The sequence below is a fragment of the Aporhodopirellula aestuarii genome, assembly GCF_023701485.1.
Taxonomy (GTDB): Bacteria; Planctomycetota; Planctomycetia; order Pirellulales; family Pirellulaceae; genus Rhodopirellula; species Rhodopirellula aestuarii.
This window is the reverse complement of the sequence record NZ_JAMQBK010000118.1, coordinates 1-11,971: the sequence shown is the minus strand read 5'-3', so window position 1 is coordinate 11,971 and position 11,971 is coordinate 1. Positions and strand designations below refer to the sequence as shown.

The following is an 11,971-nucleotide window of genomic DNA, read 5'->3' as shown; positions in this document are numbered from 1 at the left end:
TTCGCGGCAGTTTCGCCAGATGATTCCTGAATACCTGCTTAAATCAATGGACTGCTCAATCGTTGCGTTGACGTGGGAGTGCAAGGCCGCGCCAGTATTGCTTCCATCCCAAGTCGCGATAGCGACGGCAGGCGAAAGCCCCGGACGCGAGTCCGGGTTCGACTTGATCCATTCTCCCCAATCGCTTGCGAGGATTTGACATTTCGGATGGATATCTTGAGATCGTCGGTAAGGGCACCTCAAATCATTTGGTAGATGACGAGTCCCGCCGTTGCCAACGACAGGCAAATCGCGAGGCTGGCTAGCAAACCGTCTTTTGCCAACAGCGCCACCGCGAACGCGGCAATGGCAGCGCCCGCCACGTTCGCGCTAAATGGCACAAACTCCAAAACAGGTGTCGTCATCGCAATCAAAATGCAGGCGATGGCGATCATGATCTTTCCGGCGTGGTTGATAAGCCATTCCCAACGAGGCTTGGTGACATGGTCCAGCCATCGCGCCGGTTTGCGAGCCCAGGAAACCATTTTGCCAGCACGCTCGGCTTTGACTTTCTGACGCTCCATCCACTGCGGTATCCACAGATGTTTGCGGTGCATAACGATCTGCGCGGCAACAATGATGACGAGCAGGCCGAGCGCCACGGGAACGCCTGGGATGTCTGCCGGTCCGGGAACCGATAGGGTCAATCCGATCAACAGCAACAACGGTGCAAACGTTTGTTGGCCGAGGATGTCCATCACGTCGCCGAGCGTCAGCGGGTCGTGCTGATCGGCGGCATGATCGATCTCATCCAGAATGTCTTCGACGGGATGTGCAGGTGAATCCGACATGGTTTAACAGACTCCTTGAGTGCGTTTAACCGCGTGCCCGTTGGACCGCGTGCGATTCGTCCGCGGGGAAGTTGATTGTTAGAGTGCCTTTTTTGCCGGAACGGCGTGAGCCGCTCGGTCCCGAGTCACCGTACGGCTCGAACCGTTCCGCGACATTTGAAATCCCTCAGTCATTAAATCATTGTTCCGAGTGGCAGCCCGCGCGGTTAAACACAATGATGAATGGCGCGTTATGCCCGTGCCGCGGCAGGGTTAATCGAGGATTCAGCAATCTGTGACAATTTCTTGTCAGCGTTACCTTCTTCGTCCAAAGTTTGCTGTAACAATTCCGCAACGTCCTGGCGGCCGCAACGCTGGGCGAAATTCCGGGCCGATCCATAGCCGGCCATCTCATAATGCTCGACCCGCTGCGCCGCCGCGATCAACGCCGCATCCTTAATCGCCGGGTCGCCTCCGGCACTGATCATCTCTTCGCCTTCCTTGATCAGGCCTTTCATCGCTTCACACGACTCCCGCTTCACAGACTGATCCAACAACTTGAACGCTTGTTCAAGCCGATTGACTTGGCCTTTGGTTTCGTTCAAGTGGCTCGTGAACGCGTTTTTAAGTTCAGGCGATGACGCGGCGTCAGCCATCTTTGGCAGCGCATCGATCAACCTGCTTTCCGCGTCGTAAAGATCTTGGAGTTGTTCGACGAGCAAACATTCGAGCGAATCAAATTTGGTGCTTGTGAAAAGTCCCATGGTTGAATCCTTTGGGGTGTGTGGGAATTGACAGATTACCGGAGGAAGTCCGTTGCAACTGATGTGCCCAACAACACCTCTGGGAGAAAGTGACACTGCCCAGTGAGTGCCTCGTCCAACCTGAACTTGGGGTTTGCCAGGACCGGAGGCCTCGCGCCGAATACCATCGACATTCACGCTAGCCGGGTCGTTTCATAGCGGAGCGGCGCGAGCCGCCCGGTAAATTTCGAACCTCTGACCCGCTGCAACCGGTCGGCTAACGGGCGGTTGAGTTAGTCGTTTCGCAAAACTTGGTAAGCGTACAGCGCTCGCTGCAGGCCTCCAACGAACGTGTCCCAGTCGTGAGGCCCGCGGCTAACGCCGTGGGCTCAGTAAAACAACAGCCGGCTTGCGCCGCACCGTTATCAAAGAATTTGGCATTGATCGCAAACCGTTCGGTGTTACCTCATCTTCAATGCTGATCAATCATTCGCGTTATGACGCAATACAAGGGATTTAGCCCGCGAAGACGAAGCGTGGACATTTGGTAGGTTGGTTAATACAGTCATAAAGCACGGGTTTGGGCGACTTCAGTAGTGAGGGCGAATCCCAATTACCGTGAGTCGCATTTCGAGGACTATCGCAATTGATGTTGCTTCGATGGCGTTGGATACATAAGTCATCCATATTAACTGGATATGGTGGAGGCGTTTTTTTTCACGCGACAGCTGACGGTGGAAGTTTAAAAGGATGGTTTTTCGAACGTGGCTTGGATAGATTGTGATGTCTGCTTGATCGCGTGAGTGACTCGTGTTTTGTGTGAGAAAGCTCCGCCTGCCGCTACCTTCCGATTGAAAGTCGCCATGACTCGTCTGATTGCCCGAGCCGTGTTGCCGGTTGCGATATCAATTTTGATCCCGTTGACTCTGTTCGCTGAAGAAGCGAGTTCGGCAATCGATTTTGTGCACGACGTCGTTCCGATTTTCAAACGCAACTGTGTTCATTGTCATGGCGGTCGCGAAGCGGAAGGTGACTTCACGCTTAACACTCGCGATGCGGTGCTGGATTCCGGATTCATCGATTTGGATGATCCGAACAGTTCGTATTTGTTGGAACTGATTACATCGAACGATACTGACACGCAGATGCCACCCTCAGATCGGCCACGAATGAGTGTGGAGGAGATCGAGACGATCAGACGCTGGATTGCCGGAGGTGCGAGCTGGGATGCGGACTTTACGTTTTCCATTCGAACGTATGAGCCGCCGCTGCGTCCTCGTTCACCGGAGTTGCCGGTCAGCCGCAACGGACGCGAACATCCGATCGATCGAATCTTGGACGAATACCTAGCCGTCCGAGATTTGCCCGTTCCGCCCCCCGTCGATGATGCGACCTTCCTGCGGCGAGCGACGTTGGATTTGATCGGGTTGTTGCCCAGCGAAAAACAACTTGATGAGTTTCTCGCCAATAGCGACGCGAATAAACGTGAAAAGTATGTTGACACCTTATTGAGCGATTCGGTCGGATACGCCGATCACTGGCTGACGTTTTTCAATGATCTGCTTCGCAACGACTACAGTGGAACGGGCTTCATCACCAAGGGTCGCAAACAAATCAGCGATTGGCTTTATCAGTCCCTAGTCGATAACAAACCATTCAATGAGATGGCACGGGAACTGATCGCGCCGCCGACGGACGAAAGTCGCGGATTTATCGATGGGATCAAATGGCGGGGAGAGGTGAGTGCTGGGCAGACGTTGCCGATCCAGTTTTCCCAGAGCGTTGCGCAATCGTTCTTGGGAATTAACATGAAGTGTGCTTCGTGCCACGACAGTTTTATTGATCGTTGGACGCTGAAAGAGGCGTATGGGCTTGCGGCGATCTACGCGACCAAACCGTTGGAGCTCCATCGTTGCGATCGGCCGATCGGGGAGACCGCACAAGCCGCTTGGTTGTTTCCCGAACTGGGCGACGTTGATCCCGAGGCACCCCGAGAACAACGTTTGCAACAGCTCGCAGATTTGATGACAACTCCCGAAAATGGTCGGTTCGCACGAACGATCGTGAATCGATTGTGGTACCGATTGATGGGCAGGGGAATCGTCCATCCGCTCGATGCGATGCAAACGGAGCCTTGGAATGAGGATTTGCTGGACTATCTCGCGACCGAGTTGGTATCTAACGATTTCGATTTAAAGCACGTGCTGAAAGTGATCGCGACCAGTTCAGCGTACCAGTCGCGGTCAGAGGTGAGCGGCGAAGAAACAGCGAATGAGATTTATATCTACCGAGGCCCACGTGCACGAAGAATGACGGCGGAACAGTTCTTGGATAGCGTTTGGCATTTGACGGGGAACGCTCCCGCGAAGATCGAGGCGCCCATTTCACGAGAACGTCCGCAGCCCAAGCCCTCGAAACTGACAAAATTGCAAGCCCATTGGATCTGGGGACCGCTGGAGAACGGGTCGGTGCCGGGTGGACAGCAACTCGTGTTGAAAAAAGAGTTCACCCTCGCAGACCCAGTCGTCGGCGGCCACGCGGTGCTGACGTGCGACAATCGATTTCGTTTGTATGTCAACGGCGAAATGATCAGCAGCGGCACTCACTGGCAAAATCCTCAGTCGGTTGATTGGTCCACATACGTGTCTCATGGCAAAAACACCATCGAGGCGATCGTGACCAATGACTTAGACCGTCCCAATCCCGCCGGTTTCTATTTTGAATCGTGGTTGGAATTCAGCGACGGTTCGCAAACCAGGATTCAATCGGATGAATCGTGGATGTACCGTGTTAGCGGTTCAGAAGCCATCGACGGTAAACTCGACTCCGCCGATGCTGTTTGGCATCCCGTGACGATCGTGCCCGCACTGTCGGCGTGGACCGAAGTGGTGACTCAACAGGTTCAACCCCTGATCAATGAATCGGTAATGCCCGCCCATGAACGATTGATGGTTCGGGCGTCGTTGCTGAAGAACACCGCATTGATGAAATCATTGGGGCGTCCGATGCGAGAACAGATTGTTTCGATGCGTCCGGACACGATCACAACTCTCGAAGCGATTGATTTGGCAAACGAGAGTACGCTTGCCGAATCGATCGCGGTCGGTGCAGAGCGTTTGATCGCGTCGACGAATGCCGACACGGATCAGATCGTCTTGACGCTGTTCCGCTCGGCCTTATCGCGAGAGCCGACTCCCGAAGAAAGAAGGTTGGTCACTCAATCGCTCGGCGAGCATCCCGATCCAACGGCGGTACAGGACGTGATGTGGGCGGTCTTGATGTTGCCCGAGTTTTTGCTGGTTCGATAACGATCGTTTTGTTTTACACGTTGAGATAAGAGTATGAATTTCAGTGGCGATCATGGCGTGCCAGAACGAGTCTTACGACGCGAGTTTTTGAATCGTTTGTCGGCCGCGGGTGCCGCAGCGTTGGCTAGTGGCGTGCCGCGATTGCTGGCGAATGATTCGTTGGGGGCAATCGAGCATCCACAACCTCGGGCGGACGCGTGCATCTTGCTTTGGATGGCCGGTGGGATGGCCGCGCCGGATACATTCGATCCCAAACGCTATCATCCGTTCGAGAAAGGATTGCCCGTTAAGGAAATGTTGAGCACGTTTCCCGCGATTGACACGGCGGTCGACGACATCAAGATTTGCCAGGGGCTGGAGAACATCGCGTCGGTGATGGACCGCGGCACGTTGATTCGGTCTCACGTCCAACCCGATCTCGGCAGCATCCTTCATTCACGGCATCAGTATCATTGGCATACCGGATATGTGCCGCCGCAAACCGTTGCCGCGCCGCACCTTGGTGCCTGGATGTCTCGCGTTCTCGGTGCGCCCAATGATGTCATGCCGGCGTTCATCAATATTGGCCAACGACTCGAGGGGATCGGCGAGAGCGAGGAATTGAAAGCGTTCACAACGGCGGGCTTCTTCGGCAGTGAATTCGGTCCGATGAATCTTCCATATCCCGATCAAGCTGCTGTCTCGGTGCGTCCACCCAAAGGCATGCAGTCCCAGCGATTTGCGGATCGAAACCGTTTGTTTCGCAAGCTCGTCGACGCGAGTCCTGACCGTGATCGCATGAGCGACTATCAGCAGGAATCCATGTTGCGATCGATGGACGCTGCCTATCGGCTGTTGAGCAGCAAAGATCGTGAGGCGTTTGATATCACATTGGAACCCCGGGAGAGTTTCGAAAAATACGACACCGGGCGATTTGGTCAGGGGTGTTTGCTGGCGCGGCGGCTTGTCGAGTCAGGGGCTCGGTTTGTCGAGGTTACAACGGAGTACGTGCCCTTCCTTCACTGGGACACGCACAACGACGGTCATACAACGACCGCCAGGATGCACCGAGAAATTGACCGGCCGATCGCACAACTGATTCGCGATCTCGAAGACCGCAAGTTGCTCGACCGAACATTGGTCATCGTGGCGTCAGAGTTCAGTCGCGATGCGCTAATGGAAGGCAAGCCGGGGTCGAACGCGAACGATCAGGCTCGCGAAAAAGTGGATGCTCTCGGTGAAATGAAACACTACGGATTGCATCGCCACTTTACCGGTGGTTCGAGCGTGTTAATGTTCGGTGGTGGCATTAAGAAGGGGCAACTCTACGGATCAACTGCTCCCGAACGCCCGCTCGTCGCGATCGAGAACCCCGTTTCCATTGAAGATCTGCACGCCACGATCATGACAGCGATGGGGATCAGCCCTCGGATGGGATACGAAATCGAAGGACGTCCGTTCTATGTGACCGAAGATGGGAAGGGCCGATCCGTCGACGCGTTGTTTGCCTGAGCGTCGCTGGGAAAACAGGGAACGCAGCCGTTCGTTCAGCCGCCTGCCGCAACGCAGCGAAGACGTGAAAAGGATCGCGATTGGAACGTCGAGTTCATAACAGCAGGATTTCAAAAGTAGCGGAACGGCGCGAGCCGTCCGGTGACTCGGGACCGGACGGCTTGCGGACTGTTGAGTTAGTCGTTTCGCAAACATGAGTGACCCGACAGCGCTAGCTGCGGGCGTCCAATGCGCGCATCGTAGCCGTAAGGCCCGCGGCTAGCGCCGACGGCTCACTAAATCAACAGCCCGCTTGCGCCGTTCCGCTGAAAAGTGCACTAAAACAATCGACGTCCCGAGAAACCGAGCTATGTGAAAAAGTGGCGCTGTCCCGCTAGCTCTTTTGGGGTGTCACGCTGGAACCGTCTGATTTTAAGTGGAAGTTCACGATCGAATCGTTGCTCGTAACTTCGACGGTCAATGTTGACTTCTTGTTGTATTGGGAAGGAACACGTTCACCCGGATGGGGCGTGTCTTTCTTTCCGCGTGTGAAACGCCGGGCTGGGGCGCCGTCCTCATCTCCATCTTCGTCCGCTTCCTCGCTACCTTCGCCGGTGCTGGCCGTGGTGCTAATGCGTACGATTTTGGTTCCCGGAGTCACGCCTTCGATTTCACTGTTGAACTTGATCGTGTAACGCCCCTCTTGATCGGTCGTGGCGTACGCTTGCGTCAGGTCGGGGGCCTCAAAGAACACAACCGCGCCGCTGAGAGGTTCGTTATCCAAGGTGACTTCGCCGGAAATCGGAATCAGCCCCAGGGAACTGTAGTCGGCACCGGACTGAACATCGCAGCCCGAGACCGCGAGTGCGGTGATGGCAAGAAACGGGATCGATAAAGAAAACCATCGGGTCGAAAGATTCATGTCGTTTGTCGTGAAATGTCTTGGGCGGGAATGGACGCGATGCTGCGCAGGGGCCACAGCATCGCAGGGGGAGGATGGGGCGTCGGTTTAGAATTCTTCCAGAACTTCGTGACCTGATCGTGATCCAAGGCCGACGTAGACTTCTTGATTGACGGATTCGGTGATGAACTGAACGGAACCGTCACAGAGCAAGAAGTACGCGCCGCCGGTGTGATAACTGCCGAACGACAGTTCCATCAACCGACCATGCAGGTCAGGCTTGCGTAATCGAGAGTTGATGGGGCCGATGGTCGTGCCGACGACTTCCGAAAACTCCGTGCCACCCGTTCCGCCATCACATCGGCAGGGATCGGAACTGGGCGACCCGATGTACCAATAGTCCATGGCCTGGCCGTCTTTGACGAAGCTCGGATCGGTGTACGATTCGCCGATCATGATGGTGTGGCTGGTTCCGTCGAGAATGTCGCGAAACTTGGTTTTGCTGCACGCGTAGAAGATGCCGTCTTGGTCCAAACTTTCCAACGAGATCGAGTCGGGGAGTGCGGTGCTGGTGTCGTCGGACGTGGCTTTGGTTCCCGCGCTACCGCGATAACTTGCTGGTACTCGCTCGGGGATACCGTTGTTGTCGATGTGGTCGGGCAACGCCATGCTTGGGCAGCGATAGGTTCCGATATAGGTACCTGCGGCAGCCTCGTTTGGACCGTCGTCGGTTGCCCAGTTTCCGAGTCCTGATTCTTGGAAAATCAGAGTTTCATAGAGGCTGCCTTGTTCGATCTGGGGCAGGATGTGGGCGCTCCACGTCGTGCCGCGTTGATCCCAGCCGTAAGGGAATTTGCCAAACGTGTCGTGGTAGTTGTGCATCCCCAGGCCGATCTGTTTGAGGTTATTGCTGCAGGACATTCGGCGTGCCGCTTCGCGAGCGGACTGTACCGCCGGCAGCAACAGCCCGACCAGGATTCCGATGATCGCGATCACGACCAGGAGTTCAACCAGCGTGAAAGCCGATCGTGTTTGCGGGCGATCAGTCGCGGGGAAACAAGTTGGGCGAGTGAGCGGTGGGCGCGTTGAATTCGAGTTGCAGTTCATCGGTTCTCTAGGGTTCTCTACTGAAGGGGCCAGGAAACGGTTTGCACGCATGCGAAAACGAGCATGCGTGACCGATCAAACGGCGTGCATCATCGATGCCACCGCACGATCGGTTCGAGGCGCGGAACATAGCGACCTATCGGTAGACGATGGTTAAGGACCCATGAAGGCATCGTTAAACTGTGGAGTGAGACGCCGATGCGAAAATGAGGGAGAATGTGTGGGCATTCGTAAGCAGGGAACGGTGCCGATCTGCTCGCAAAACGGCTCCCCCCATCTTGGAAAAAAATGCCTGATCCCGTCTTTCGTGAATGGTTGGTCACGATCGTAACGAAAGGCAACAGTCGCGCACGTCAGTCCGCGGCTTGGGGAAAAAGAACCCAGTAAGTCGCAGCCCAACAACACAAAACACGGGGCTGCGCAGGAATGAACCACCGGGAACGGGACCTGTCATCGCTTCGCGACTTGTGGTCTGCGGGGGGCGACGTCGAACCCCGAATAGCGTGCGAGACGAATGTCTGCCGTTGCCTTCTCGACTAAGAATCGACGCGAGACTTGCGTGGTCTTGATTCCCACGTCGCAGCAAAGAGTCAGCAGCCCAGCCGAACGCCCAAACGGCCCGTGGGATTCTGACCAATGAGTCCTGCAGGAATGCTTAGCACGTCGATTAATTTACTGTGGGACCGGACGGCTCGCGCCGTTCCGCTAAGAAGAGCACTAAAACAATCAACGTCGCTTCGGGGACACGGTGGTCACAAACTAATTCGTTGACTCACGACGCATCGTCGTTTCGCTGGTGATTTTGGTGATGGGCAGATCGACGATGGTCGTCATCCACCGAATCGATGCCGCATCCACCTCGACACGAACGACAACCATGTCGCCCGGTTCCGCCATAGCGAGCTGGCTCGGTGTGATCGTTATATCGACCCCGACGTCTGCGTACGCTTGCATTTCATCCTCAACCCGTTGTCGGACTTCGTCACTTGTCGCATTCGGAGTGACCGCGATTCGGGCACCCTCTCGACTGGCGTGCGTGGCTGCGTTCTTGATCATCATCAGCCTTCCGATCTCAACCGTACCGAACATGAAGAGAATCATGATCGGGGCGACGACTGCAAATTCGACTGCCGCGGCACCCAGGCGGCTATTTCGTCGGCAGCGATTTCGTTTGCGAGAACGTATGGTGTCGCGCGGAACTGGCTTTGGGATGGACTTGCACATGATGCGATGGCGGTGAAACGAATGAAACGAATGGAAACGTAAGAGCTCAGGCACTAATCAACCAACATCACCGGGGTGTAGAGGTAGTCGCTGTAGGAGTTCCCATCCACGCTGACGATGGCATTACGCGCCACCATTGGAGCCGGTTCGACGGTCAGGCACTTTCCGCTCATTCGTCCGGTCAGTTTGACGGCGAGGATTCGCACGCCCACGAACTTGACGATCGTGTACACAGCATTGTTCCCGTTTCCATTGACTTCGCGAAACACTGGAATGATGCGTGTTTCACCGATGATCGATTCCAATTCATCCTTAACGCCCGCGCTGATGCCCGTGTCACCGTTGAGGAACAATTCGCCATTGACGTTGAATTCCAAAGGACCGTTTAGATCGAGCAGGTCATCGCGTGAGATACCGCTGAGGATTTGTCGGGCGATGTCGTTGGTGCTGTTGTTCGATGAGCCGATATCAACTGTGCCACGATTACCCGGCGAACCGGTTCCCTGTGGATACAAATTGCATTCGCACTTTCCGTTACCGGTCGCAACAACTTGTCCATTGGACCAACTCAGCGAATCGTCGGTTTCTCCGTCTACGACGGATTGCCAGGTGTCTTCGTCTAAGGCGAATGGAAGGATGTCGAGTGTTTGAGAGTCGGTCGCTGGTACGTAAAAACCATTGACCGTATTGAGCAGTGCCGCGATTGATGTCGACGTCATCGGCTGAGTCTGACGGCCCAATACGGTTCCAAAGAACAACGGCACCTCGCCATTGGTATGTCCTTGACGATGAACGTTGACGCGAACCGCGTTGATATCGGCCGGAGAGTTTGTGTCGAATTGCCTCGTGACGACGTCATAATACCCAAGGGTGATGTCATCACCTTGGTCATAAACGTGTGGATAAGATTGTGCCACCTTGTTCTGCGATCCAAAAAGGTCAGCGGACACCGCAACCTGCTGCGCGGCTTCCTGATCTGACAGACCATCGACCTTGGCATCAAAAAGTTCCCAGCAAGCCGCCAACGCCGCTGAGTCGCTTGTTCTCCTGAGTTCCGATTGAGATACGTGGATGTACCCCAGGTCGATGGTCATGCCGAGGATGACCGCCATGACACTGATCAGCATGATCCCCAGTACCGACGCTGACCCGCTACGCTTGCATCGTCGTGGTGGAGAAGTGTCTCGTCGAGATTTTGCGATCACGCATGGGATGTGGGCGGGTTGCGGACGCGTTTCAGTCGATACACGAAAGATTAGATTTGGATTCTTCAAAATTGCGGAGAGGCGCGACATGGTAATGCCTTGGAGTACAGCAGTGGCGACGGAAAGGGAGATCGGTTTTGCAACTTTGACCAGTTGCACGTTCTGAAAAATCACGATGCGTCGAGCGTTGTTTCGATGGTCACAAAAGTGCCGTCTTCGCGATACGCTCGAATGCGTCGTATCGACAACGACTTAACGCGATTGCGTCCAAAACCGATGTCAACATCGCCGATGGATTGCCGTGGCGAGTACTTGCTCAGATTCTGCACTTCGCCCGCGGGCACTTGCAGCAGGTACTCGGGTCCGCCAAATTCTCCCCAAGATTTCGACGTTCCGTTCTTAATGGCGAAGTAGAAGTCGCCGTTTCGGACCATCAGAACGCTCGTCCAACGAATCACGTCGCCATCATGGGTGAGCAACGCTCCCGTTAGACTGCGGGCTTCGCTGACGGGCGAGTCGTTTTCGACCGCTGAAACGCGAAGTCCACCAGCTGAAAAACCTGCTTCTGCTGCATGGTTCAATTGCAACTGAAAGTAGCTCTCCGGATGCGTCGAATCCGGGGTCAAATAGATATTCAGTTGTGGTGAATTGGACAGTGGATCGGGCTGAAACAGCTTCAATTCCCAGTCTTCTTCAATCTTTACCCATGGTTCCGCACCATGGATATTTGTGTTGCTCAACAGAGCGATTAGCAAGAGCCCCCCGAGATTGCAAAATCGCCTGACACTTAATGGACAGTTCATCGCATACCTCGAACTCAAACCGGATACAAAATTCCGTCATGATACGCCTTCGCAATTCCCCATCGGTAGCTTGGCGATCCACTGGTGGTGGACCCATAGCTTTGCGTCTCGGCCTCGCAGCCGATTTGCCCTTTCGTGGAAAAACCAACGAAGGTGAGGGAACGATTGAGCGTTGTCACGCAGACATTACTATTGCAAAGCTATGTCGGATTTCACCTATTTCAGAATGCAACACATTCGATTTTGTAGAAGAGTTCGTTGTTGCCGAATCAAAGTTCACTCTGTACCGATTGTTCGAATTGTTTCGAGCTTCAGTTGCGTAGATCGCTCGTCCATTGCTTCGTAACCAACACGGCAATCTCGATGCCTATTGAACGATCGAAGTGGCGCTGTCCTGTTAG

The 11,971-nt window shown here is 54.8% G+C and carries 10 protein-coding genes and 1 riboswitch; of the genes, 2 read left to right on the top strand and 8 right to left on the bottom strand.

What is annotated here, in order from left to right:
- Positions 1–55: 55 nt before the first annotated feature.
- From NB063_RS30610 to NB063_RS30600, 3 genes are all read right to left on the bottom strand, one after another.
- Positions 56–202, bottom strand: coding sequence for a hypothetical protein (locus NB063_RS30610; RefSeq protein WP_250933375.1), 147 nt, complete (start codon positions 200–202; stop codon positions 56–58).
- Positions 203–239: 37 nt separating this feature from the next.
- The gene (locus NB063_RS30605) at positions 240–830 is read right to left on the bottom strand and encodes an exopolysaccharide biosynthesis protein (RefSeq protein WP_250933373.1); all 591 of its coding nucleotides are present in this window, start codon (positions 828–830) and stop codon (positions 240–242) included.
- A 230-nt stretch (positions 831–1,060) separates the two neighbouring features.
- Positions 1,061–1,573: a ferritin-like domain-containing protein gene (locus tag NB063_RS30600; protein ID WP_250933371.1), complete on the bottom strand. Its 513-nt coding sequence runs from the start codon at positions 1,571–1,573 to the stop codon at positions 1,061–1,063.
- Positions 1,574–2,415: 842 nt separating this feature from the next.
- Between NB063_RS30600 and NB063_RS30595 the strand changes: the two genes are divergently transcribed.
- Together NB063_RS30595 and NB063_RS30590 are read left to right on the top strand one after the other, a co-directional pair.
- Positions 2,416–4,860, top strand: a complete 2,445-nt coding sequence (locus tag NB063_RS30595) for a DUF1549 domain-containing protein (protein ID WP_250933368.1) — start codon at positions 2,416–2,418, stop codon at positions 4,858–4,860.
- A gap of 33 nt (positions 4,861–4,893) precedes the next feature.
- Positions 4,894–6,351, top strand: a complete 1,458-nt coding sequence (locus NB063_RS30590; protein ID WP_250933366.1) for a DUF1501 domain-containing protein — start codon at positions 4,894–4,896, stop codon at positions 6,349–6,351.
- Positions 6,352–6,724: 373 nt separating this feature from the next.
- On the opposite strand, the gene NB063_RS30585 is transcribed toward NB063_RS30590, so the two are convergent.
- From NB063_RS30585 to NB063_RS30565, 5 genes are all read right to left on the bottom strand, one after another.
- Positions 6,725–7,252 (bottom strand): carboxypeptidase-like regulatory domain-containing protein, encoded by a 528-nt coding sequence (locus NB063_RS30585; protein ID WP_250933364.1) that lies wholly within the window; start codon positions 7,250–7,252, stop codon positions 6,725–6,727.
- Between the two features lie 87 nt (positions 7,253–7,339).
- Entirely contained in the window at positions 7,340–8,338 is a 999-nt protein-coding gene (locus NB063_RS30580; protein WP_250933362.1) for a DUF1559 domain-containing protein, read from the bottom strand.
- 759 nt (positions 8,339–9,097) lie between these two features.
- The gene (locus NB063_RS30575; RefSeq protein WP_261367691.1) at positions 9,098–9,562 is read right to left on the bottom strand and encodes a TadE/TadG family type IV pilus assembly protein; all 465 of its coding nucleotides are present in this window, start codon (positions 9,560–9,562) and stop codon (positions 9,098–9,100) included.
- A gap of 53 nt (positions 9,563–9,615) precedes the next feature.
- The gene (locus NB063_RS30570) at positions 9,616–10,857 is read right to left on the bottom strand and encodes a TadG family pilus assembly protein (protein WP_250933358.1); all 1,242 of its coding nucleotides are present in this window, start codon (positions 10,855–10,857) and stop codon (positions 9,616–9,618) included.
- Positions 10,858–10,937: 80 nt separating this feature from the next.
- Positions 10,938–11,507, bottom strand: coding sequence for a hypothetical protein (locus tag NB063_RS30565; RefSeq protein WP_250933356.1), 570 nt, complete (start codon positions 11,505–11,507; stop codon positions 10,938–10,940).
- 124 nt (positions 11,508–11,631) lie between these two features.
- A riboswitch (cyclic di-GMP riboswitch) is annotated at positions 11,632–11,710 on the bottom strand.
- Between the last annotated feature and the right edge of the window lie 261 nt (positions 11,711–11,971).